The sequence below is a fragment of the Halomonas sp. A3H3 genome (assembly GCF_000982975.1).
Taxonomy (GTDB): Bacteria; Pseudomonadota; Gammaproteobacteria; order Pseudomonadales; family Halomonadaceae; genus Vreelandella; species Vreelandella titanicae.
Genome location: NZ_HG423343.1, coordinates 3,705,522 through 3,728,615, shown reverse-complemented (window position 1 = coordinate 3,728,615; position 23,094 = coordinate 3,705,522). Strand labels below are relative to the sequence as shown.

Annotated in this window: 18 protein-coding genes; 4 read left to right on the top strand and 14 right to left on the bottom strand. The window is 53.7% G+C overall.

Features of this window, described 5'->3' with window-relative positions; genetic code table 11:
• From HALA3H3_RS16700 to HALA3H3_RS16680, 5 genes are all read right to left on the bottom strand, one after another.
• A partial coding sequence (locus HALA3H3_RS16700; RefSeq protein WP_199105086.1) for an RCC1 domain-containing protein occupies nt 1-1,487 on the bottom strand: 1,487 nt, incomplete at its 3' end.
• Between the two features lie 196 nt (nt 1,488-1,683).
• Nucleotides 1,684-3,735 carry a TonB-dependent siderophore receptor gene (locus HALA3H3_RS16695; RefSeq protein ID WP_022522719.1) on the bottom strand — a complete coding sequence of 684 codons (2,052 nt, stop codon included), beginning with the start codon at nt 3,733-3,735 and terminating at the stop codon, nt 1,684-1,686.
• A complete protein-coding gene (locus tag HALA3H3_RS16690; protein ID WP_022522718.1) occupies nt 3,732-4,346 on the bottom strand; it encodes an NBR1-Ig-like domain-containing protein in 615 nt (204 codons plus the stop codon). The genes HALA3H3_RS16695 and HALA3H3_RS16690 overlap by 4 nt, the downstream gene beginning before the upstream one ends.
• A 211-nt stretch (nt 4,347-4,557) precedes the next feature.
• Nucleotides 4,558-5,403, bottom strand: a complete 846-nt coding sequence (locus HALA3H3_RS16685; protein ID WP_039859681.1) for a DNA/RNA non-specific endonuclease — start codon at nt 5,401-5,403, stop codon at nt 4,558-4,560.
• 105 nt (nt 5,404-5,508) lie between these two features.
• A complete protein-coding gene (locus HALA3H3_RS16680) occupies nt 5,509-5,784 on the bottom strand; it encodes an Lrp/AsnC family transcriptional regulator (protein WP_022522717.1) in 276 nt (91 codons plus the stop codon).
• A gap of 348 nt (nt 5,785-6,132) precedes the next feature.
• Here HALA3H3_RS16680 and HALA3H3_RS16675 point away from each other — a divergent pair, with 348 nt between their 5' ends.
• Complete coding sequence (locus HALA3H3_RS16675) at nt 6,133-6,447, top strand: high-potential iron-sulfur protein (protein ID WP_022522716.1); 315 nt, start codon at nt 6,133-6,135, stop codon at nt 6,445-6,447.
• 223 nt (nt 6,448-6,670) lie between these two features.
• Here HALA3H3_RS16675 and HALA3H3_RS16670 read toward each other — a convergent pair whose 3' ends face one another.
• The 5 genes from HALA3H3_RS16670 to HALA3H3_RS16650 form a co-directional block, all read right to left on the bottom strand.
• Nucleotides 6,671-8,239, bottom strand: coding sequence for a SpoVR family protein (locus HALA3H3_RS16670; RefSeq protein WP_022522715.1), 1,569 nt, complete (start codon nt 8,237-8,239; stop codon nt 6,671-6,673).
• A gap of 44 nt (nt 8,240-8,283) precedes the next feature.
• Nucleotides 8,284-9,570, bottom strand: coding sequence for a YeaH/YhbH family protein (locus HALA3H3_RS16665; RefSeq protein WP_009287655.1), 1,287 nt, complete (start codon nt 9,568-9,570; stop codon nt 8,284-8,286).
• Nucleotides 9,571-9,608: 38 nt separating this feature from the next.
• The gene (locus tag HALA3H3_RS16660) at nt 9,609-11,531 is read right to left on the bottom strand and encodes a PrkA family serine protein kinase (protein ID WP_009287654.1); all 1,923 of its coding nucleotides are present in this window, start codon (nt 11,529-11,531) and stop codon (nt 9,609-9,611) included.
• A gap of 293 nt (nt 11,532-11,824) precedes the next feature.
• On the bottom strand, nt 11,825-12,871 hold the full coding sequence (locus HALA3H3_RS16655; protein ID WP_009287653.1) for a threonine aldolase family protein: 1,047 nt from the start codon (nt 12,869-12,871) through the stop codon (nt 11,825-11,827).
• 306 nt (nt 12,872-13,177) lie between these two features.
• Nucleotides 13,178-15,199 (bottom strand): NADPH-dependent 2,4-dienoyl-CoA reductase, encoded by a 2,022-nt coding sequence (locus HALA3H3_RS16650; protein ID WP_022522714.1) that lies wholly within the window; start codon nt 15,197-15,199, stop codon nt 13,178-13,180.
• Nucleotides 15,200-15,382: 183 nt separating this feature from the next.
• On the opposite strand from HALA3H3_RS16650, the gene HALA3H3_RS16645 reads away from it, so the two are divergent.
• Both HALA3H3_RS16645 and HALA3H3_RS16640 read left to right on the top strand, forming a co-directional pair.
• Nucleotides 15,383-16,297 carry a DMT family transporter gene (locus HALA3H3_RS16645; RefSeq protein ID WP_009287651.1) on the top strand — a complete coding sequence of 305 codons (915 nt, stop codon included), beginning with the start codon at nt 15,383-15,385 and terminating at the stop codon, nt 16,295-16,297.
• Between the two features lie 42 nt (nt 16,298-16,339).
• The gene (locus tag HALA3H3_RS16640; RefSeq protein WP_022522713.1) at nt 16,340-17,908 is read left to right on the top strand and encodes a bifunctional GNAT family N-acetyltransferase/carbon-nitrogen hydrolase family protein; all 1,569 of its coding nucleotides are present in this window, start codon (nt 16,340-16,342) and stop codon (nt 17,906-17,908) included.
• Between the two features lie 252 nt (nt 17,909-18,160).
• On the opposite strand, the gene HALA3H3_RS16635 is transcribed toward HALA3H3_RS16640, so the two are convergent.
• The 4 genes from HALA3H3_RS16635 to HALA3H3_RS16620 all read right to left on the bottom strand — a co-directional run bounded on the left by HALA3H3_RS16635 (nt 18,161) and on the right by HALA3H3_RS16620 (nt 21,729).
• Nucleotides 18,161-18,460, bottom strand: a complete 300-nt coding sequence (locus tag HALA3H3_RS16635) for an MGMT family protein (RefSeq protein ID WP_022522712.1) — start codon at nt 18,458-18,460, stop codon at nt 18,161-18,163.
• A gap of 41 nt (nt 18,461-18,501) precedes the next feature.
• Nucleotides 18,502-19,110, bottom strand: a complete 609-nt coding sequence (locus tag HALA3H3_RS16630) for an FMN-dependent NADH-azoreductase (protein ID WP_022522711.1) — start codon at nt 19,108-19,110, stop codon at nt 18,502-18,504.
• Nucleotides 19,111-19,312: 202 nt separating this feature from the next.
• Nucleotides 19,313-20,761 (bottom strand): alanine/glycine:cation symporter family protein, encoded by a 1,449-nt coding sequence (locus HALA3H3_RS16625; protein WP_022522710.1) that lies wholly within the window; start codon nt 20,759-20,761, stop codon nt 19,313-19,315.
• A 104-nt stretch (nt 20,762-20,865) separates the two neighbouring features.
• Nucleotides 20,866-21,729 carry a LysR substrate-binding domain-containing protein gene (locus HALA3H3_RS16620; protein ID WP_022522709.1) on the bottom strand — a complete coding sequence of 288 codons (864 nt, stop codon included), beginning with the start codon at nt 21,727-21,729 and terminating at the stop codon, nt 20,866-20,868.
• Nucleotides 21,730-21,866: 137 nt separating this feature from the next.
• On the opposite strand from HALA3H3_RS16620, the gene HALA3H3_RS16615 reads away from it, so the two are divergent.
• Nucleotides 21,867-23,048, top strand: a complete 1,182-nt coding sequence (locus HALA3H3_RS16615) for a TauD/TfdA family dioxygenase (RefSeq protein ID WP_022522708.1) — start codon at nt 21,867-21,869, stop codon at nt 23,046-23,048.
• Nucleotides 23,049-23,094: the final 46 nt, after the last annotated feature.

Here is a 23,094-nt window from a genome sequence, read left to right as displayed (position 1 = left end):
TCTGGTTCTTCTGGTTCTTCTGGTTCTTCTATCGGCTCTCCATCTTCTCCAGGTGTTCCTTCAAGCCCACCCAACCCTGTTTCATAAGGCGTACCAAAGGGTGAGGCGAAGCCGACGACACCAGAAGAAAGCTGATCGGCTACGCTGCTAGAATCGCCGCCATAGCCAGGGTCTCCCCATGTAACAATTGATCCATCTTCTTTAAGGGCTGCAAAAGCATTTTGCGTTGAATAAATAGTACTCACACCGCCACTTAGTTCTTCTTCAATATTCTTAGAATCTCCTCCGGAATATGGGTCACCCCAAGTGATTACAGAACCATCATCTTTTAGCGCCGCAAAGGCACCTGCAGTCGAAAATATCTCGACGATGCCGCTAGAGAACTCACCAGCCACCGCGCTTGAGTCGGCCCCCCAGGTCACAACAGAGCCATCTTTTTTCAGTGCCGCAAAGCCATTCGCCGTCGAAAAGACATGAATGACACCACCGGAAAGCTCGTCAGCCACTGCACTTGAGTCACCTCCATAATACTTATTCCCCCAAGTCACAATTGACCCATCTTCTTTCAACGCGGCAAAAGCAGTAGGCGTCGAAAAAATTTCGATGACACCACCGGAAAGCTTATCGGCTACTGCACTTGAATCACCAGCATTATTCCAACGATCTCCACTATCCCCCCAAGTTACAACAGAGCCGTCGTTTTTCAGTGCCGCAAAGGCGTACCCGGCCGAGTAAACCTGACTAACGCCACCGGAAAGCTCATCAGCAACTGCGTTTGAATTGCCACCATAAGAATCACGACCCCAAGTCACTACAGAGCCGTCCACTTTCAGTGCCGCAAATGCTTCTCTCGTCGAGAAAACCTGACTCACATCACCAGCCAGCTCATCAGCAACTGCGCTTGAATCGCCACCATACGAATCATAGCCCCACGTAACAACAGAGCCGTCCATTTTCAGTGCCGCAAATGCTTCTCTCGTCGAGAAAACCTGGCTAACATCACCAGCCAGCTCATCAGCAACTGCGCTTGAGTCGCCACCATCCCAATCACTACCCCAGGTAACAACGGAACCATCCTCTTTTAGCGCGGCAAAAGCTAATGCCGTTGAGAAAACTTGACTGACGCCACCGGAAAGCTCACTAGCTACCGAGCTTGAGTTACCACCATTATTACCAATAGATATGTCCTCACTAGCTCCCCAGGTAACAACAGAGCCATTTTCTTTTAGCGCAGCGAAGGCTGATGTCGTAGAGAAAATCTGAATGACACCGTCAGAAAGCGCATGTGCGACTACGCTAGAATCACCTCCACCATAACCTTCATAACTTCTGCCCCAAGTAACTACAGAACCATTCTCTTTCAGCGCAGCAAAAGCGCCAACATTGGGAAATGCCGAACCTGTACCTGTAGCCCACACTGAAGCGTCTCCAGGTTCTTTAAGGTTGTTTGTTTGGGTCGCGCTCTGTTTGGATGACGGCGTCGGCATGATGGTGTCCCCTTGTATTTTCCCTACCGATTATTATCTCTGCTGCCCACTTACCTAAAAAAGTGGCCAACTTTGTTTAGCCACACGGCCGCAGGTTTTTTAGAGTTGCCTATGGAAAACTAACAGGAACTTTGTCTAACAGGCTGGACACTGCCGCAAAAAAACAAAAAAATGCGGCAGCGCAGAAGAGAGGGCGTTAGAACTGCTTGGTGGCACTAATGCGCAGCGTGCGTGAATCACCAAAGCGCAAGAAATCGTTGGCGGCACTGCTGGTGACGTAGTCAATATCGGTGAGGTTTTGAATGCTGGCTTGTATTGAGAGGTCGGGCATCACCTGCCAGTGGGCGCTTAGGTCGTAGCGGGTGTAGCTATCTACATAAAAGCTGTTAGCCCGGTCACCGGGGCGGCTGCCTTGGTAAACCACACCCGGCGTGAGGGTTAGCTGACTGATCGGCTGGTAATGCAGCAGCAAGGAGTGCTGGTGGGTGGGAACGCTGGGAAAGCGGTTGCCTTCATTGGCGTCGTTGGTTTTCTCCAGTCTGGCTTCCATGTACGCCGTAGCAGCAGTAGCTTGCCATTGATCACTCAATGCAATGCTGAGATTGGCTTCAGCGCCTTTCACCGTTTTCTCGCCCGCCAGCACATAGCGTTCAGCTATTTCCAGGTCGCGTACCAGCAGGTTGTTCTGGCGAATGTTAAACAGCGCCATATCCAGCGTGGCGGAGGGAGTCGGCTGCCAGTTAAGCCCCAGCTCGTGCTGAACACCACGGCTGGGGTCAAAGTAATTAGCGTTTTTATCCTGACCTTGATTAGCCAGCCACGACTGACTATAGCTGGCGCGTAAAGTTAGCTGGTCATCAAGCGCCCAGGCCAAGCCAGCGGAATAACTCAACGCGCGGTTATCCGCTTCGCTTGTGCTGGCGTTTCCGCTCACATTGGTTAAACGATAATCCGTATAACGTGCGCCTAAAGAGAGGTCAAGCGTATCGGTTAGTTGACTTTTCTGACTCATTAATAGCGCAGATTCCTGCCAGTCGATATCGCCACTCAATGGGGTTAGTTGGTCTTGACTGGGTAGTGAGACGTCAAAATCCGGCTGATAAATATTCAAACTAAAATCGTATGATGAAACGGCGTCATCATAAGTTGACTGAGTTTCATGGTATGCCAGCCCCACGGCGGTTTCATGGCGCAGCCCGCCCAGTGTGTAGTCGTAATGCAAGCTAAGATGACCGGTGTTTTGGGTAAAGTTTTCATCCACTTCCCGGTAGTAGCCTGGCAAGGGACTGTCTTCGTCGGCCATAAACCAAAAGCCAATCCGCTTCTCTTCACGTTGACCGGTAATGCGCCGGTAAATACCTTCTAAACGAAGGTTAGATGCAAGCTGAGTGTCACTTTGCAGCTCAAAGCGGTGGTATTCACTTTTCGCGAATGAGGCGGGATGCACATAGGAGACATCATAAACCGGCGAGCCCTGAGCATAGACATTGTCAAAATCGTAGGGATAGTTCTGGCGACTATATTCCCAGCTACCAGTAAGCTCGGTGCTCTCTCCCTGCCACGCTACGCTATTGAGCAACGTTACCGGGCTTGAGTCTACGTTTTGCTTATCGCTATTAAGATGACGAGCCGCCAGCACCGTGCGGTAAGCCCAAGCACTGTGTGGTGCTAGCGGGCCGGTAGAATCCACCACCAGCGCTTGATAATCATCGCTACCCAGGCCAGCAGTAACGCTAGTGCTTGGCTGGTATTGCGGCCTTTTGGGAATAAAATTGACCGAGCCCCCTGGCACCCCAGCGCCATACCATGCGCTGTTATGGCCCTTGATAAAGTCTACCTGCTCGTAGGTGGCCGGATCGCGCACATAATAGCTCTGGTTATCCAGTACTCCATCCAATAACAAACGTCCACCTAGCGGGAACCCCCGTATCGAGTAGTCTTCCCCCATCCCTGCACCATTGCGGCTGGCTTGAACGCCTGGCACATAGTCACTCAGGCTTACCAAAGAATTTGCATTGAAACGGTCTAAAAAATCAATGCTTAGGGTATTTTGCGTTTGATGGAATGGAGTTTGAGTTGTAGTGAGGCCAACCTCTTGATTCACTAACACTGGGGCATAAACAATTTGGGTCGCTAGCTCGACGGGCTGCTGGTTGTCATTTGCGGACACGGCGAATACAACGAGAGTATTTCCAATGGTTAACAGCGCTTGCCTAGGCTTGACCATGGTGGGTTTATTTAATGTCACAATGAGCACACCTTAACAATGCAATAGAGCGGCAGTTTGCCTGGAAAACATAGCTTGCCGTTGGCATCAGTGGCTTTCCATTCCGATTTAACAGTACAAGGCAACCCAGGTGCGGTTAATGTAACGGACAGCAAAATTTTCTCGCCTGGTACCGTTTTAGGAATGGCTATCCGGGGTTGATCAGGTTGGAGCCCCATGGCCATGCCACCTACTTCGACAGGTGCATCCTGACAAACTAAAAATAAGTTTTCCCAAGGGACTTTGCCTGTATTCATGACCGCCCATGTTTTTACAAAGGTTTGATGCGGCATCACAGACGAGTAATCCGGGTAAGTAACATCCTCGATAAAGGCGGTGCCCGCTTGGTGAGTAGTCGCCAGCCTACCGCGCATGCTTTTATGAAAGTAGGGATGAATAATGTCGAGCGGGTGAACACCGAGTGCCGAAGAGAGACGAATTAACGTTGAAAGCTTGCTCTCTGCCACGTCCCCACTGAGCAAGTTATACAGGCTTGCACGAGAAATACCTGCCCGCTCGGCCAACTGGGTTTTGGTGAGATTAGACTGTTCAATTAGTTCATTTAACGATGTTGAAAACCGTCTCCCACTCATAAAGGATAGCCTTACAATTAGATGTGCTTGACCTTCCTGATCGCACACCCAAGAGGTTTTTTTGAAATCATCCTTTAAGCCATTATCATGATAATTAAAGCAAAATTCAATAAAAATTAATTTTAATTAAGTCTAAATTAGATGTCATTAATTTAGGGTGAGAAATAGAAAAGCGGAACGATATGGCTTGGATACAAAAGGCATTCGACAACTATTGATACCGCCCCGGCCGCTTTGCTACATCTTCCAGCGCCCACCCTTGTATACGCAGCTCACCTTCCAGTACAGCCTCAAGCTGTGGTGTCAGGTCGGGGAAGAAGTTAAGCCCTGTGCGTGCCTCAATCTCATCGATGGTCACCAAATAGTCATCCAGCGGCTCATTGCCCCGAACGTCTTGTGGCATGATGAACGCCAACGCCAATGGTGCCTCGCTGTGGGGCGCCACTATGATCTTGTAAAAAGCCGAAGGCACTTCGACCAGCCCCACCCGGTTGAACACGTTATCCATAAAGTGTTCTGGGTAAATGGGGCCGGTAATCACCTGCAACCTTTCAAAGCGTGGCGCAAAGTGATCCATCACCGTTTCTTCTAACCGCTGCCAGAGCTGTCGGTTCAGATTGGGCCGTTGCGGAGACATATTGCTCATTAGGAAGGTATCGACCTGAGCGCTGCGCCCATGCACCGCTGCAATGGCGTAGTTTGGTGCTAAATGGCCTCGGTCGTAACCGCTACCGGCGTAGCTGTCGGTGCCTATCGGCCATAGCGTGCGCCAATCGGCTTGAAAATTTGGCCTTGGGCCGATGCTCGAGTCGTCTACTGCTTCAACCTGATAACTTACCCATAGCGGATTGACCCGCACATCGGACCAGCCTACCAAGTAGCCATCATTGCGCAGCACTCGGTGCATCGTAGTGGGGCGAAACTCCTCCCACGTTGGCACCCCCATCCAGGTGTAAGCATCTTTATGCTGGCGCTCCTGAAACTCCCACAGCCCTGTGCCAACTACCACAAAAAGCACAGCAATGCCCAGGCGTCGCCCCTGTCGACGCCAGCTCAAAAGCGATGTTCCCAACAGACTTTCCCCTTGTTAAATGCTTACATTAGCGCTTTTTCATTTTCACTGCGTTCGTGAACGCTTTGTGTGTAACCAAATAATAAAGGGCTACCAACCCAAAGAGAACATGGTTTCAAGATCGTGGCGGGAGTGAACCTGCATGGCATTCAGGGTTTCTGTATCGCTGATACCTTCTACGGCGTTCAGACGCTCAGTCACCAATTCAGCCAAGCTTTCAAAATCACGGGTGCGAGCAATGGCCACTAAGTCGTAGCGGCCGCAGGTGGAGTACACCTCGCTAATACCCTCTACATCGGCCAAGCGCTCGGCCACGGCCTTGACCTGGCCTTTATCGGCATTGATTAAAATGACTGCGTTTTGCATGGCGCGCCCCTTAAGAGAAAATGGTCATAAAAGTAGTGTCAAAGCTGGGCAGAGTATAGCAGCGACGAGGAAGCGAGCGCAGCACCCGGCGACAGCGTGACCAATTGTCGCTATTCCAGCAGCACTATTCGCACAACCCTTATACATCCGCTAGCATGTAGTTTAAGAATAGGGTTGAAAACGGCTAGCCTAAATTGTAGTAGGTTGAAAAAAATAGTAGATCGAAAATACAACTGATTGAAAGATGTAGCAGAGAGCTCCGGCTTATAAGACTACGCGGAGCACAAAGAGGTGGATAACCACCCAACAACGTGACCAAACGTCAGACCGTGACGATAAGGAGAAATCATGGCTAATAAGAGCCGTCGTGACTTTATGCGCAACAGCATGTTGGGTCTTGCAGCCCTTCCACTGGGAGCTGGCATTCTTTCTAAAACTGCTTTCGCCCAAGAGCTGCCGCGTCTTGATCCTTCCGCAAGCAACGCCCAAGCGCTTAACTATGTAGAAGACGCCAGTGAGGCCAGCGATCATCCCGCTTATGAAGAGGGCGAACGCTGCGATAACTGCATGTTCTTTAATGCAGACACTGAGGGTTGCCAGCTATTTCCAGAGAATAGCGTAGCACCCGCTGGCTGGTGCCAATCCTGGACTGCTCAGGCTTAAGCATTTAAAACTTGATAGTCGTATAAGCACCTCTACCCCGCCATTTGAGCGGGGTAGTTTTGTTTAAGACACACTAGCAGCTAGGCTTTGTACGAAAACTGCCTGCGCTCAACAATATTGCGTTAAAAATCGCCTCGAAATGCTCATTTACACCCCGTAAACTCTGCTTTCTCGTTGATTTTTGCCTTGTCTAGTCTTCGCTCGCCGACTTTTCGTACAAACCCTAAGAAGCCGGGCTTTCATCCTCTACCGGCCAATGAAAACGCCGCGTTACCCGTCCCTCTTCCAAAGAGACAAGATGAACAGGGAAGCCCCATAGCTGCTGTAGATGGCGAATCACCGGATAAACACTGCGGCCTAATGGGCGGCGACTATCCTGCACGTGATGGAGTGTTAGCGAGCGATCCCCACGAATAGCCGCTTCAACCACTTGAATATTGGGTTCGCGAACAGAGAGCGCGTACTGAGTGGCAAGCGCTTCCCGAACCTGGCGGTAGCCCTGTTCGTTATGAATTGCTGCGACTTCAAGGGTCTCCACCTGATCGTCATCCACCACCAAAAACAGCTTATGGTCACGCATCACCTTCGGCGATAAAAATTGCTGAATAAACGACTCATCCTTGAAGTTGCGCATCGCAAACTCCAGCGTTTCCCGCCACGGAGTGCCTGCAATATCAGGGAACCACTCGCGATCCTCATCGGTGGGTGCTTCGCAGATCCGCTTAATATCCATAAAGATTGCAAAGCCAAGGGCATAGGGGTTAATCCCACTGAAGTGAGGATGATCAAACGCTGGCTGGTTAATGACCGCCGCATGAGACTGTAGAAACTCCAGCATTAATCCCTCATCGACATTGCCATCATCGTAGAGCCGGTTCATCAGCGTGTAGTGCCAAAAGCACGCCCAGCCCTCATTCATTACCTGGGTCTGCCGCTGAGGATAAAAATACTGTGCCAACTTGCGCACAATCCGCACGATCTCACGCTGCCAGGGCACCAGCAGCGGCGCATTTTTTTCAATAAAGTAGAGCAGGTTCTCTTGAGATTCTGGAGGATAGTGGCCGCCGCTGTGCAAGCCCAATGGGTCATCGTCAGCATGCAGGCACCCCGTTGACAGCGGTGAATCGCTGATAGGTGCCTCCGGAATGGTACGCCAGAGCATATTCACCTGGGTTTGCAGGTAGCTTTCACGCTCCTCCTGGCGCTTCGCTTCTTCCTCGGCAGAGATCGGCGAGGGCCGCTTGTAACGGTCGACCCCATAGTTTTGTAGCGCATGGCAAGCATCCAGTAACTGCTCAACGGCCTGCACGCCGTGGCGTTCTTCACACTTGGCGATATATTTACGCGCAAACACCAGGTAATCAACAATTGAAGAGGCATCGGTCCAGGTGCGAAACAGGTAGTTACCTTTAAAAAAGGAGTTGTGGCCGTAGCAGGCGTGAGCCATCACCAACACCTGCATCATCAGCGTATTCTCCTCCATTAAATAAGCGATGCAGGGGTCGGAATTGATCACCAGTTCATAGGCTAAACCCATCTGGCCACGCTTGTACGCCTGCTCGACGGCTAGAAACTGCTTGCCGAACGACCAGTGGTGATAGCCCACCGGCATGCCTACACTCGCATAGGCATCCATCATCTGCTCGGTAGTGATGACTTCTATCTGATTAGGATAGGTATCTAGCCGATACTCATCAGCGAGCCTGGCCAGCTCCGCATCAAAACGCTCCAGTACACTGAAGTTCCAATCGGAGCCGGTGGCAATCGGCTTACGCTTGCGGGTCGCACTCATAGCCCCCTCCTCTACACGCGGTCACTAACCTGTATACAAGGTCACTAGGACTGGCTTAAGCGGCGCTTAAACAGTTCACGAAAGACCGGATAAATATCGCCCGCCTCCACAATTTGGCGCATGGCAAAGCGCTCGGGGAACTCTTTCACCACACTTTCGTACTCATGCCACAGTGACTGATGGTCATGGGGCGTGATCTCAACGTAGGCGTAGTATTGCAGCTGCGGCATCAACTGTTTGACCAGTAAGTCGCGGCAAATATTCGAGTCATCATCCCAGTTATCACCATCGGACGCCTGGGCCACATACAGATTCCATTGGCCAACGGGATAGCGCTTTTCGATGATTTTATTCACCAGGTTCAGCGCACTGGAAACAATCGTACCGCCGGTTTCCCGCGAGTAGAAAAACTCCTCTTCACTGACTTCCCGAGCAGCCGTATGGTGGCGCACAAAAACCAACTCGACCTTCTCGTAGTGCTTCTCCAAGAACAGATAGAGCAGCAGGAAAAACCGCTTGGCGATGTCTTTGTGGTTTTGGGTCATCGAGCCGGAGACATCCATGACGCAAAACATCACCGCTTGATTGGAAGGCTGAGGCTGTGCGCTTAGTTGGTGGTAGCGCAGGTCGTAGGTGTCAATAAACGGTACGCCCGCGATGCGCTTCTCCAGGCGCTCAATTTCGGCTTTCAGCTCGGCAATGCGGGTGGGATTACGCAGCACCGTGTCCTTGCGTTCTTCGGCCTCCAGGGCATCAATCGCCTCTCTTAACGCCCGTTTAATCGGTGCGCGCATAGCAATGCGCCGAGCATAGGCTTCGCGCATAGAGCGGGTAATGCTAATCCGCGACGGCACACCGTCCCGGGAGAGCCCCGCCCGCACCATTTTGACCTCTTCAAGCGATTTCAACGGTTTGCGCTGCAAATGGGGCAGTTCTAAACCGTCAAAAACAAACTCCAAAAACTCTTCGCGGCTCAGCGTAAAAGCGAACTCATCGACGCCTTCACCCTGATTAGAGGGGCCGCCCTCGCCTGCGCCACCACCGCCCCCCTGCCCACTGGGGCGGCGGATTTTATCACCGGCGACAAACTCTTTATTACCGGGTGAAACGATATTACGCGCCCCACCCGGGCCATGCTGGAAGACCGGCTCGGAGATATCCTTTGCCGGTATCGAAACGTTCTCACCACGCTCCATATCCGTAATCGAGCGGCGGTTAACGGCCTCTTCAACCGAGCGCTTGATATGCTTACGGTAGCGCTCCAAAAAGCGCTGCCGGTTCACCGCGCTTTTATGTTTCGCGTTCGGCCTTCGATCAATAAAGTAGGTCATACGACCTCCTTAAACGCTCATCTTAAGCACACCATCCATTACTGGGACTTGCGCACGCGCAGATACCACTCGGATAGCAACCGCACCTGTTTTTCGGTGTAGCCACGATCGACCATCCGCGCCACAAAGTCCTCGTGCTTTTTCTGATCCGAGCGAGAAGCCTTGGCATTGAACGAAATCACCGGCAACAGCTCTTCGGTATTGGCGAACATTTTGTGCTCGATAACGCCCTTGAGCTTTTCATAGGACTGCCAGCTCGGGTTCATACCGTTGTTTTGCGCCCGCGCCCGCAGCACAAAATTGACCACCTCGTGGCGGAAGTCTTTGGGATTCGAGATACCCGCGGGTTTTTCGATTTTCTCCAGCTCTTCGTTGAGCGCCTGGCGGTCTAGCAACTCACCGGTCTCATGATCACGATACTCTTGATCCTGAATCCAGAAATCTGCGTAGGTCACATAGCGGTCAAAGATATTCTGGCCATACTCGCTGTAGGATTCGAGGTAAGCGGTCTGGATCTCCTTACCAATAAAGTCCACGTAACGAGGCGCCATATATTCTTTGATAAAGCCCAAGTAGCGCTCAAACACTTCCGATGGCAGCTGCTCACGCTCCAACGCCTGCTCAAGCACATAAAGTAAATGGACTGGGTTAGCGGCCACCTCGGTGCTGTCGAAGTTAAATACCTTAGAAAGAATCTTGAACGCAAAGCGGGTGGAAAGCCCCTGCATACCCTCGTCAACGCCTGCGGCGTCGCGGTACTCCTGAATCGACTTGGCGCGAGGGTCGGTGTCTTTCAGATTTTCACCGTCGTAAACGCGCATTTTCGAGTAAATATTGGAGTTTTCCGGCGCTTTTAGCCGTGACAGTACCGAGAACTGGGCCAACATGCGCAGCGTGTCCGGTGCGCAGGGCGCGGCGTTAAGCGAAGAGTCTTCGAGCAGTTTTTGATAGATCTTGATCTCTTCGGTAACCCGCAAACAATAAGGCACCTTGACGATATAAACCCGGTCAAGGAACGCTTCGTTATTGCGGTTATTGCGAAACGCCTGCCATTCCGACTCGTTGGAGTGGGCCAGGATCACGCCATCAAAGGGAATCGCCCCCATGCCTTCGGTGGGGTTGTAATTACCCTCTTGCGTCGCGGTAAGCAGTGGATGCAGCACCTTGATCGGCGCTTTGAACATCTCCACAAACTCCATCAGCCCCTGGTTAGCACGGCATAAACCGCCGGAGAAGCTGTAGGCATCCGGATCATCCTGGGAGTAAAGCTCCAATTGGCGAATATCGACTTTACCCACCAGCGACGAGATATCCTGGTTGTTCTCATCCCCTGGCTCGGTTTTGGAAATAGCGATCTGGTTAAGCCGTGATGGGTACAAACGCACTACCCGGAACTGGGAGATATCGCCGCCGTACTCATTCAGCCGTTTTGCCGCCCAGGGCGACATTACGCTGCGCAAATAGCGCTGTGGGATACCGTACTCTTTCTCAAGCAGTTCGCCGTCCTCTTCGGGTGAGAACAAGCCAAGCGGCGACTCGTAGACCGGCGAGCCTTTAATGGCATAGAACGGAATCCGCTCCATCAGCAGCTTAAGACGCTCTGCCAGCGACGACTTACCGCCGCCCACAGGGCCAAGCAGATAGAGAATCTGTTTGCGCTCTTCAAGCCCTTGAGCCGCATGGCGGAAGTAGGAGACGATTTGCTCAATGGCCTCCTCCATACCGTGAAACTCGGCAAAGGCTGGATAGCGACGAATCACTTTATTGGAAAAAATACGTGATAGACGCGGGTCTTTCGCCGTGTCGATCACTTCAGGCTCGCCTACGGCTTCCAGCATGCGCTCGGCGGCGCTGGCATAAACCTTCGGATCACGGCGACAAAGCGCCAGGTACTCCTCCAGGCTCATGTCCTCTTGCTGAACGCGGGAAAAACGGTCTTGAACGTGATCAAAGATGCTCATGAAACTCTCCTGTGGCCCATCCCCAGGCAGTCACCGTCAAGCCAAATGTTACGCAACGGCGTGCCAAACGAGGTGTCGCTTTTTTAGCGTAGTCAGCATTAGCAAAAAGTGATGACTAAAACCTTCAACGCAGCAGCGATATAGATAAGAGAATTATTCAGACGAATAGTTGCGTTAGTCCAAGCATCTCAAATAAACGCAAAGCGCTAAAGCAGTGATGTCGCTGCTTTAGGCAGCGACATCACTAGGTCAAAAGCGCCCAACAGCGGCAAAAAAGAGAGTAACTGACGGCTTTAACGCTCAAGTACCGCGCGAATATCGGCCAATAGACCATCCAGCAATTCAACGGTGGTGTTCCACGCACATACAAAACGCGCGCCACCTGCGCCAATAAAGGTATAGAAGGTCCAGCCTTTAGCTTTCAACGCTTCAATAGCGTGGGGCGGCAATTCAACGAACACACTATTGGCTTGGGTAGGGAACATGAGCGATACGCCGGGTAGCGCTTGCAGCCCTTCCGATAGGTAGCGCGCCATCTCGTTGGCGTGCTGTGCGTTGGTTAACCAGGCACCACTTTCTAGTAGCCCTAACCACGGCGCTGAGACAAAGCGCATCTTGGAAGCCAACTGCCCTGCCTGCTTGCAGCGGTAGGAAAAATCTTCGGCTAATTCACGGTTAAAGAACAGAATCGCTTCGCCAAACGCTAAGCCGTTTTTGGTACCCGAAAAACACAGCGCATCCACTCCCACCTGCCAGGTAATTTCTGCGGGAGTGGCATTTAGACTGGCGCAAGCGTTGGCAAAGCGGGCGCCGTCCATGTGCAGGCGCAAGTCATGTTTATCGGCAATGGCACGAATCGCCATGAGCTCTTCCCGGGAGTAGAGCGTGCCCACTTCGGTGGCTTGCGTGAGCGATACCACTTTGGGTTTTGGGTAGTGAATATCGCTGCGCTTGGTTACCAGAGCCTCAATGCCTTCCGGCGTCAGCTTGCCATTGGCCCCCGGAGAGGTCAGCAGCTTCGCTCCGTTAGAGAAGAACTCCGGACCGCCGCACTCGTCGGTTTCGATATGCGCAAGCTCGTGGCAAATAACGCTGTGGTAGCTGCGTCCCATTGCAGAGAGTGCCAGGGAGTTGGCGGCGGTGCCGTTGAAAACGAAGAAGACATCGCAGTCGTAGTCAAACATCTCGCGAAAGCGATCCGCGGCACGGGCTGTCCAGAGATCGTTACCGTAGGCCAAGTCATCGCAACGATTGGCTTCTAGTAGATATTCCATCGCCTCCGGGCAGATACCGGAGGTGTTATCACTGGCTAAAAAACGCGGGCTACACTCCGAGGTCATGACGACAGTCCTTTTATCTGGCGATCGAACGGCGCGAGCTGGGTGCCACTCGCGCCTTTAATATCTAGCTATTCTTAATAACTAGATTAGTCATTTAGTCTATCGCCATTTATGGGCTAACGTCACCCGCTCAACTCACCTACACAGAACTATCTCGGGACACGTCGGTGGCCGAGGGCAGGTTTCCGCGAGGGCGCTGTGAATCCGTCCATGGACGCTACTTTCGCCATCCATGGCGAAAGACCCTCGCTTCAACCTGCCCTCGAACATGGTGAATGGGGATTTATGAAATTTACTCTATCCAGCCTATAGGCTAGCGGCCAATCGAGTGCCCTGCTCAATTGCCCGCTTGGCATCCAGCTCGCTGGCTTCATCCGCGCCGCCGATTATATGTACCACCGCCCGTGCGCGCTCCAACGGCGCCAGCAGATCACGCACTGACTCCTGTCCGGCGCACACCACCACACTATCCACGGCAAGTACTTGGTCAACGCCATCGCGGCGAATATGCAGCCCCTCGTCGTCCATTTTAAGGTATTCGCAGCCGGTGAGAGTTTTCACTCCCCGCTGCTTAAGCGATGCGCGGTGAACCCAACCGGTGGTTTTCCCCAGATACTTGCCAGGCTTGGAAGTTTTACGCTGGAGCATGACAATTTCGCGGGGAACCATGGGCGCTGTCGGCGCTTTTAAACCGCCCCGCTTGCCGACTGCCAAATCAACGCCCCACTCATCGCACCAGTCAGCAATGTCCAAGGCTGGGTGGCCTTGGTGGGCCAGCAGTTCGGACACATCAAAACCAATACCTCCCGCGCCAATCACCGCTACTTTACGCCCAACACGCTCGGGAGATTCAATCGCTTCGGCGTAGCTCAACACCTTGCCGTGGTCGTGACCTGGAAGATTGAGTTCCCGGGGCTTAACGCCGGTGGCCATGACCACCTCATCGAAATCGGCGAGGGTTTCTGCGCTTGCCGTAGTGTTTAGACGTACTTCTACCGCATATTTCTCCAGCATCACCCGGTAGTAGCGCAGGGTTTCATTAAACTCCTCTTTGCCAGGAATCTTACGCGCGTAGTTAAACTGCCCGCCTAGCTCACTGCGCTGTTCGAACAGCACCACGCTATGTCCGCGGCTAGCGGCTGTCACAGCCGTTGCCAGCCCCGCCGGGCCGCCACCCACCACGGCGACGCGTTTAGGGGTTTGCGCGGGCTCTATCACCAGTTCGGTTTCATGACAGGCACGGGGGTTGACCAAACAGGAGGTCAGCTTTCCGGCAAAGGTGTGATCCAGGCAGGCCTGGTTACAGGCGATACAGGTATTGATCTCTTCAGCCAAGCCCTCTTCGGCTTTGCGTATCCAGGCAGGATCCGCCAGGAAAGGCCGCGCCATGGAGACCATATCCGCGTGGCCCGCCGCCAGTACGCGCTCGGCTACCTCAGGCATATTGATACGGTTGGTGGTAATCAACGGAATCGATAGTGCTGATTTGATCCGCCGGGTCACCTCGGTAAAGGCAGCGCGGGGCACGCTGGTTACAATGGTGGGCACCCGCGCTTCGTGCCAACCGATACCGGTGTTGATCACGTTCGCCCCGGCGGCTTCGATCGCCTGGCCCAGCGTGACGACCTCTTCCCAGGTGCTGCCCTCTTCGACCAAATCAATCATCGAGAGGCGGAAGATAATCACAAATCGTTCACCCACCGCTTCGCGAACACGGCGCACGATCTCAACGGCAAAACGCATCCGGTTTTCAAACGCCCCGCCCCACTCATCGTCACGCTGGTTGGTACGCTGGCAGATAAACTGATTGATCAGATAACCTTCTGACCCCATGATCTCAACGCCATCGTAGCCCGCCTGTTTGGCTAAGCTTGCACAGCGAACGTAGTCAGCAATTTGTTGCTCAACCTCATCGCTAGAAAGTGCTCTAGGCATAAAGGGATTGATCGGCGCCTGGATAGCCGAAGGTGCTACCAAATCCGGCGAGTAGGCGTAGCGCCCGGCATGAAGAATCTGCATGCACAGATGACCGCCCTCAGCATGCACCGCGTCTGCCACCTGGCGGTGTTCTGGCAACTGCGCCTCATCAACGAGCGCGTGGGCGCCCTGGAATACGGCGCCTTCCGCATTAGGGGCAATACCGCCGGTGACGATCAGGCTAACCCCCTCCCGCGCACGCTCGGCATAAAATGCCGCTAAGCGTTCAAAGCCATTGGGCGCCTCTTCCAAATTGGTATGCATAGAGCCCATCAAAACGCGATTGGGCAACGTTAAATAGCCAATGGTCAGCGGGCGGAAAAGGTGCGGATAGGCGGGCGCACGGGTCATCACGGTACTCCTTGGTATTATTAGTAACAGTGTTAAAACGCATTCAAACAAGCGTATGACATACTCGCCGCAACGTACAGACCTTTACCTATCTGAATATTGCCAGGTTTGCCGTTCTCCTCCCCCTTGCCCAGCGTGCAAATTCGCGTCACATTACCCGGCTAACGATAAGGAACCGTTGCTATGCCCTTGATGTATTTTTTGCCGCCACTCGCCACCGTGCTTATCTGGTCGGGCAATATGACCATTAATCAGCTTAGCGTAGGCGCCATCGCGCCAAGCAGTATCGCTTTTTTACGCTGGCTGCTTGCCCTTGCGGTGATGACCCCGTTTGTACTCCCCGCAGCGTTACGCCACCGCGACGAAATTCGCCGCCAGTGGCCCAAGCTAGCGCTGCTTGGACTACTCGGCATGGGCCTATGGCAAGGGCTGGCCTATGTGGCGGCAGAAACGACGACCGCTACCAACATGGGGATTCTCGCCGCCATGGTGCCGTTGTTAACGGTACTGCTGAGCGCGCTGATTCTTCGCGAGCCGCCGACCCTGGGTGGCATCGTGGGCGGCGTGCTGGCCTTCGTGGGGGTTACCGTTCTGCTAGGGCGTGGTAATCCGCTCTCGCTGCTACAGCTAGAGGTTGCCCTTGGTGATGCGCTGATGGTGGTAGCAGCCACTTGCTACGCGCTATATGGGGTGATGCTCAAACGCTGGTCGATGAATTTACCGCCCTGGGTGATGCTTTACGCCCAAGTCTGTTTTGCGGTGCTGTTCTTGTTACCGCCTTATTTGATGGGGCCAATGACACCTATTGATAGTCAGAATATCGGCCTGATTGTCTACGCGGGCATTCCTGCCTCGATCATCACCACCTTTTTGTGGATGCGCGCAGTTCGCCAGATCGGTGCCAATCAATCAAGTATTTTCATCAACCTAATGCCACTGTTTAGCGCACTGATTGCGATGGCCTTCTTGGGTGAACAAGTGGCAGGGTTCCACTTTACCGGTGGGCTGCTGATTCTGGCGGGTGTCATCATGGCGCAAACGCTGACACGCCCGTTAGCACGTGGTTTAACCTCGGATAAGCCGAGCAGCGCCCGATAATGCTAGAATGGCCGTCGATTTCTAACGCTGGGAAGCCCTGATATGTCCCTGGAAGAACTGCATCTTAATCTGCGCAACCTAATGAGCGATGACTACGATCAGCTCAAGGCATTGATGGACGCCGTCTATCACGATATCGGCGGGTCATGGCCGAAGCACACCATCGACAAATTAATTCAGGAATTCCCCGACGGCCAAATCGCCATTGAAGACGATGGCCTTCTGGTGGGCGTAGCACTCACCGTTCAGGTGGATTACGACGAATTTTCCAACCCGCATAAGTACGATGACCTGATTGGCCATCGCGAGATCATCCTCAATGACGAGGATGGCGACGCCATGTACGGGCTGGATGTGCTGATTCACCCAGATTACCGCGGTTATCGCCTGGGCCGCCGCCTTTACGAAGCGCGTAAAGAGCTATGTCGCTCAATGAACCTACGGGCGATTTTAGCCGGTGGGCGTATTCCTGAGTATCACCAGCACGCCGATGAACTCACGCCTGCCCAATACATCGATAAAGTCTCGCGCAAAGAGATCTACGACCCGATTCTCTCTTTCCAGCAGGCCAACGATTTTCAGGTAAAGCGCCTACTGCGCAAATACCTGCCTGAAGATGAGCAGTCTCGCGGTTACGCCACCCTGTTGGAGTGGAACAACATTTTGTTTGAGCCCGCTGCCAGTGTGCTCGACAACAAACCGACCCAAGTACGGGTGGGTGCGGTGCAGTGGCAGATGCGTGAGTTTTCATCGGTGGAAGCCGCGCTTCAGCAGATCGAGTACTTCGTAGACGCGCTCTCCGACTATCAAAGTGACTTTGCCGTTTTCCCTGAGCTATTCAACGCGCCGTTGATGGGCCTCCAAGACCGCGCCGCCCAGCAGGATCAAATGGGCGCGATTCGCTTTTTGGCCGGTTTCACCGAACGCTTTAAGTCTGAACTGTCGCGGATGGCGGTCTCTTACAATATCAATATTGTCGGCGGCTCGATGATTGAAGTGGGTGACGATGACCGACTCTACAACATCGCCTACCTCTTCCATCGTGACGGCACCGTTGAGCGCCAGGCCAAGCTGCATATTACGCCTCAAGAGCGTCGCGACTGGGTGATCGAGGGCGGCGATGAGCTACAGGTGTTCGATACCGACGCTGGCCGCGTGGGCATCCTGATCTGCTACGACGTGGAGTTTCCGGAACTGGGCCGACTGCTGGCCGACCAGGATATGGACATTCTGTTTGTGCCCTTCTGGACCGACACCAAAAACGGTTACCTGCGCGTGCGCCATTGCAGTCAAGCGCGGGCGATCGAAAATGAGTGCTACGTGGTGCTCTGCGGCAGCGTCGGCAACCTGCCTTCGATTGAAAACCTGGATATCCAGTACGCCCAATCAGCGGTGTTCTCGCCGTCTGACTTCGCGTTTCCCCACGATGCAGTGCTGGCGGAAACCACACCCAATACCGAGATGATCTTCTTCTCGGACTTGGATCTCACTCGCCTAACGGTGGTACGTGCCGAGGGTTCGGTGACCAACCTTAAAGACCGCCGCAAGGATCTGTTTGACCTACGCTGGCGCGACTGGTCGTGGAAATCGGGTGCTAATTTGGAGGATTGAATGGTGAATGGTGAATGGTGAATGGTGAATGGTGAATGGTGAATGGTGAATCGCGAGAAGGCTCACCAACGCAATTCATAAATACAACCACGCCGCCCAAATTGGGCGGCGTGGTTGTGTTCGCGTCAGATTCCGCTAATGTCATTGCGAACGCACCCTCACATGTCATTGCGAGCGAAGCGAAGCAATCTCGGGGTTATGGCCACATCTGCCTAGATTGCTTCGTCGCAAGCTCCTCGCAATGACAGCAGCTTAATCAGGCCAGACGAGGTGCGCGGGCACTCGGCCTTTGGCATCAAACAACACCCCTTCATCGCGTAGCTTACGATGCTGGCGTTCGGCGCCACCGTGATCGGCAAGCTTCAAAGACGATGCGATCACGCGATGCCAAGGCAACTGGTGGCCATCCGGCAGGTGGCGCATTGCCGAACCTACCATGCGTGGGGTAGCACCTTCGGTCATGGCGGCAATGCGGCCATAGGTCGTCACCCGGCCCGGCGGAATTTGATCGACAATAGTGTAAATCTGTTCGAGTAATTCCGGCCGAGCCATGTGACTATCCTTTTATTTCTTGAGGGCACTTCTGAATGTGCTTAAAGCCCCTCAACCAGTTGATCGATCGCTTGGAAAGCTTCTTTTATTGCAGCTTCGCGCTGCTGCTCACCCAAATTCAGCCCTTCAGCATAGACCACGTCAACCTCTTTAATTCCCATCAGCCCCAGCATGGCTTTCAGGTGTGGTGTTTGGCTGTCAAATTCCGTACCCGCGTACTGACCACCCCGCGCTGCCAGAATAATCGCTCGCTTGCCTTCTACCAACCCTTGCGGGCCGTTTTCGGTATAGCGGAACGTTTCACCTGCACGCAGAACACGGTCAAACCACGCCTTCAGCTGTGAAGGAATACCCAGGTTGTACATCGGTACCGCAATGACCAGCACATCATTGGTGCGCAGCTCAGTCAGCAGTTCGTCCGAGCGCGCGGCTAACGCCTGCTGCTCAGCGGTACGCTCTGCGGCCGCCACCTGCCAAGCCCCCAGTTCGCTAATATCCAGGTGAGGGAGCGAGGTTTTCACCACGTCACGCTGAGTAACGTTTACATCGTTGCGGGCGCTCGCCTGCTCGATAAAGCGATTAGCCAACGCAATGGATTGGCCGTTTTCAGCCAGAATAGAAGAGGTAATTACCAGGGCACGAGTCGTCATTGAAAGCTCCAAAATGTACACGGAAGGATTGGAAGCTATTCTACGGCGCTTTCTAATAAGCAAAAGCGCAACGTTTTCCGACTTATATTCGATTAAATCGAATCATGCGACGGCCAATAAAATAAAAAGCCCCGCGACGCAAAATGCGAAGCGGGGCACAGCCAGTGGATTAGATGACTATAGCTCGTTTTCTTAAGCTTGATTACTTCTTGGGCCAGGCCTTGGGATCGACTTTATTAACCAGCTTGGGAAAAAGGCTGGGATCAAACACAGGCTCTTTGCCCGCTTTCAACTGCGCTTCGTAGTCGCGGAAGAGTGCGAAAGCTACTGGCGAGAGAAGCAGAATAGCGACCAGGTTAATAATAGCCATCATACCCATAGAGAGGTCGGCGAAGTTCCAAATCGCCCCCAGGCTTGCCACCGAACCAATCATAATCATCGCCAGCACCGCTAAGCGGTAAATAAACACGGCAACCGGGGCGCGGCGCCCGGCCAGGTACTCAATGTTTGACTCGCCGTAGGAGTAGTTGGCAATCACCGAGGTAAACGCAAACAGCAGAATCGCCACCGCGATAAACATACCACCCCAATCGCCCACATGGCTGGAAAGCGCCATTTGGGTCAACTGAATGCCGTTGTTCTCATCGCCCGCCATCAGCTCCGGCCCCGCCATAATGATGATCGCCGCCGTGGCCGTACAGATCACTAGGGTATCCAGAAACACCCCGAGCATCTGAATAAAGCCCTGGGCAGCAGGATGATCTGGCCGCGTAGAGGCCGTGGCCGCGGCATTGGGCGCTGAGCCCATCCCCGCTTCATTGGAAAACAGCCCGCGCTGAATGCCGTTCATAATCGCCTGGGATACCGCGTAGCCTACTGCCCCACCGGCCGCCTGCTCAAAGCCAAATGCACTGCGCACAATGGTCATGATCGCTGCGGGCAAGTCACTGATATTCAACCCGACTACCACCAGCGCCAGAATTAAGTAGAGCAGCGCCATAAGCGGAACCACCAGTTCAGCCACCTTGGCAATCGACTTCAAACCGCCGAAGATGATCGGCGCCACAACAGCCATCAAAACTAACCCCATGGCCCAGGTGGGAATGGCGAACGCCTGTTCCATGGCCTGGGCGATAGAGTTGGCCTGAACGCTGTTGAACGCTAACCCAAAGGCAATGATCAAACAGATAGAGAACAGCACAGCCAGCCAGCGCAAGCCCAAACCACGCTCAATATAACGCGCAGGGCCGCCACGGAAGGTGTTGTCGCCGTGGTCTGTTTTGTACGCCTGAGCCAGGGTGGACTCCACAAAACTGGTCGCCATCCCAACCATTGCGGTCATCCACATCCAGAAAATGGCCCCAGGGCCACCAAAATAAATAGCCACCGCGACACCCGCCAGGTTACCGGTACCGACTCGGGCCGCCAGACTGGTTGAGAGCGCTTGAAACGAAGAGATACCGCCGTTTGATTGTCGGGAGCTGCCCAGCAGCTTAAACATATGGCCGAAATAGCGCAGCTGAATACCGCGTGTCATCACAGTAAAATAGAGACCCGCGCCAATCAGCAGATAAATCAGCACGCTGCCCCAGAGCAAGCCGTTGCCGCGATCCACCAGCGATGTCAGCAACGGAGGGAGAGTAAAGTCCATGAAGATCACGCCTTTTTAAACAATGAAAGCGCATCATTTTTCACGGCTGCACCAAAATGGCAAGGAAATTGGTGAAAAGACTTTAAAACAGCAATAACCACTTATCACATTGAATCGCAAAGCCCCCGCCATACCAGCTCGGATTCGTCGCTAACGTGGCGCCGGCTAGGGCGAACCAACCAGAAGCGCTCATCGCTGGGCACACTGAGCTCAAAAGGCGCCACCAAATCGCTACGCTGCTCCATTAAGCGTCGGTGAGTTAACGCAACGCCACCGCCCTGGCTAGCAAGCGCCAGTGTCATCACCTGGTTATCGCAAGTGAGCGACCAGCACTGCGCTTCCAGGTGAGCAACCCCCGCTTCCTGCAGCCACCCCGGCCACCCCACCCCAAAACCGACAGCGTGCAGCAGCGTATGCCCAGCCAGATCGCTCGGCGCAGTAAGCGTGTCCGCTAACGCCTGCGAGCAAACGGGCAGCAGTTGCTCTTCGCCTAGCGGCTGCATTTCAACGCCCGTCCACTCCCCTTTGCCATAGCGAATCTCGATATCCGCCCCTTCGGGGCCAAAGTCATCGGGCCAGATAGCACTTACTACACGAATCGACACCTGGGGATGAGCCCGGTGGAAGGCAATTAAACGCGGCGCCAGCCACGACTGCTGAATAACCGGCGTGGCACGCAGCGTCACTGGCTGCTCAGAGGTGCTGCCAAAGACCTCCAGGGTGCCCTCACTAATACGCACAAACGCATCGTGAATGCTGGGCAGCCACGCCTGCCCAGCGGGGGTAAGCGTTAAGCTGCGTGCATGACGAACAAAGAGCTTTTGCCCCACCCGGTCTTCCAGCAGCCTGACGCGCTGGCTGATGGCCGCTTGGGTAACCCCAAGCTCATTGCCTGCAGCGGTAAAGCTTAAGGTACGCGCCGCAGATTCAAAGGCTTGTAGCCATAACAATGGCGGTAATTGGCTCATGAAAAAGAGACCTATAAATTAAATGATGTCTTAGGGGTCAGATTAATCGTTTGTCACTGCTGCGGCTACTCCGCATCCTGGTTGTCACAAACGCACACCCCTACGTAATGCCACAGAGGGAGCGAATCGGAGTTTTAATGAACAGCACAGCAGAGACCACCTTAACGCCCCCCCATGCAAACACCCCTGAGATGGGCGAATTAAGTCCTTATCAAGCGGGCCCGGTACTCACTCAAGCGACGCTTGCCCACAATGGCATTGCCCTTGAGTGGCTAGATGGTCAAAAAACCACTCTGCCCCTGCTCTGGCTGCGCGACCACTGCGCCTGCCCGGCCTGCCGGCATCCGCAGACCCGGGAAAGGCTCTACCTGCCGCTTGAACCCATCACTGAGCCACCCAGCGTTGCTCTGCTAGATGGGCACTTACACCTGCAATGGCAAGATGGTCATGTCAGTGCCTTTCATAGCGGCTGGCTTTACCAGCGCCGCCCGGAAGCCGAGCTGACTTCTGCGGTACCCAACGCTAAGCCTTGGGTCGATAACTTCACTCCCGAGCACATCAGCCATAGCGATTTTTTAACCCCTCTAGGCGAGAAAGCCTGGCTAACCGCCATGCTACGCGACGGGCTGGCACTGATTACCGACGGCCCATTGGTAGAAGAGGAAGTAAGCCGCTTAGCTGAACGTATTGGCCCCCTGCGCGCCACCAACTTTGGCGCCCGCTTTGATGTGCGCTCCAAACCCAATCCCAACAACGCGGCTTATACCGCGGTAGGGTTGCCATTGCATATCGATTTACCCAACTGGCGCCAACCGCCAGACATTCAGTTGCTCTACTGCCTGCAAAACGGTGCCAGCGGCGGCGAATCGTTATTTGCTGATGGCGCTCGGGTCGTAGAAGCTCTGCGCCAGGAGTCTCCAGAAGCGCTGACGATTCTTAGCGAAACACCGATTGATTTTCGCTTTCAGGATGAAACCCACGATATTTCAATGCGGGCACCGGTGATCACTCTGGATAGCGCAGGCAATCTGGTTGAGATGCGCCTGAATAACTGGATTCGCGATGCCCTTCACCTACCAGTAGAGCAGATGGACGCCTGGTACAGCGCCTACGCTCTATTGTGGAAGCTGTTCCACAGCGAAGCGCACCAGCTAGAGTTCACCCTTCGCCCTGGTCAAATGGTCGCTTTTGATAATCGTCGCGTACTCCACGGACGGCGCGAGTTCGATCCCAACAGCGGCGCACGCCATTTACAGGGCACCTATTTAGACCGCGACATGCTGGCTTCACGCCTCCGCGTGCTGGCCCGTAACGTTTAGCGGTATTCAATAATCACTGTTTAACAACAACACCTATCAGACAAAA

Bases quoted from the DNA above. Each gene is read 5' to 3' on its own strand.
- HALA3H3_RS16660 (WP_009287654.1), bottom strand. From the start codon at position 11,531: ATGAGCATCTTTGATCACGTTCAAGACCGTTTTTCCCGCGTTCAGCAA.
- HALA3H3_RS16665 (WP_009287655.1), bottom strand. From the start codon at position 9,570: ATGACCTACTTTATTGATCGAAGGCCGAACGCGAAACATAAAAGCGCG.
- HALA3H3_RS16645 (WP_009287651.1), top strand. From the start codon at position 15,383: ATGCCCTTGATGTATTTTTTGCCGCCACTCGCCACCGTGCTTATCTGG.
- HALA3H3_RS16650 (WP_022522714.1), bottom strand. From the start codon at position 15,199: ATGACCCGTGCGCCCGCCTATCCGCACCTTTTCCGCCCGCTGACCATT.
- HALA3H3_RS16675 (WP_022522716.1), top strand. From the start codon at position 6,133: ATGGCTAATAAGAGCCGTCGTGACTTTATGCGCAACAGCATGTTGGGT.
- HALA3H3_RS16630 (WP_022522711.1), bottom strand. From the start codon at position 19,110: ATGACGACTCGTGCCCTGGTAATTACCTCTTCTATTCTGGCTGAAAAC.
- HALA3H3_RS16670 (WP_022522715.1), bottom strand. From the start codon at position 8,239: ATGAGTGCGACCCGCAAGCGTAAGCCGATTGCCACCGGCTCCGATTGG.
- HALA3H3_RS16640 (WP_022522713.1), top strand. From the start codon at position 16,340: ATGTCCCTGGAAGAACTGCATCTTAATCTGCGCAACCTAATGAGCGAT.
- HALA3H3_RS16655 (WP_009287653.1), bottom strand. From the start codon at position 12,871: ATGACCTCGGAGTGTAGCCCGCGTTTTTTAGCCAGTGATAACACCTCC.
- HALA3H3_RS16620 (WP_022522709.1), bottom strand. From the start codon at position 21,729: ATGAGCCAATTACCGCCATTGTTATGGCTACAAGCCTTTGAATCTGCG.
- HALA3H3_RS16680 (WP_022522717.1), bottom strand. From the start codon at position 5,784: ATGCAAAACGCAGTCATTTTAATCAATGCCGATAAAGGCCAGGTCAAG.
- HALA3H3_RS16625 (WP_022522710.1), bottom strand. From the start codon at position 20,761: ATGGACTTTACTCTCCCTCCGTTGCTGACATCGCTGGTGGATCGCGGC.
- HALA3H3_RS16615 (WP_022522708.1), top strand. From the start codon at position 21,867: ATGAACAGCACAGCAGAGACCACCTTAACGCCCCCCCATGCAAACACC.
- HALA3H3_RS16635 (WP_022522712.1), bottom strand. From the start codon at position 18,460: ATGGCTCGGCCGGAATTACTCGAACAGATTTACACTATTGTCGATCAA.
- HALA3H3_RS16690 (WP_022522718.1), bottom strand. From the start codon at position 4,346: ATGAGTGGGAGACGGTTTTCAACATCGTTAAATGAACTAATTGAACAG.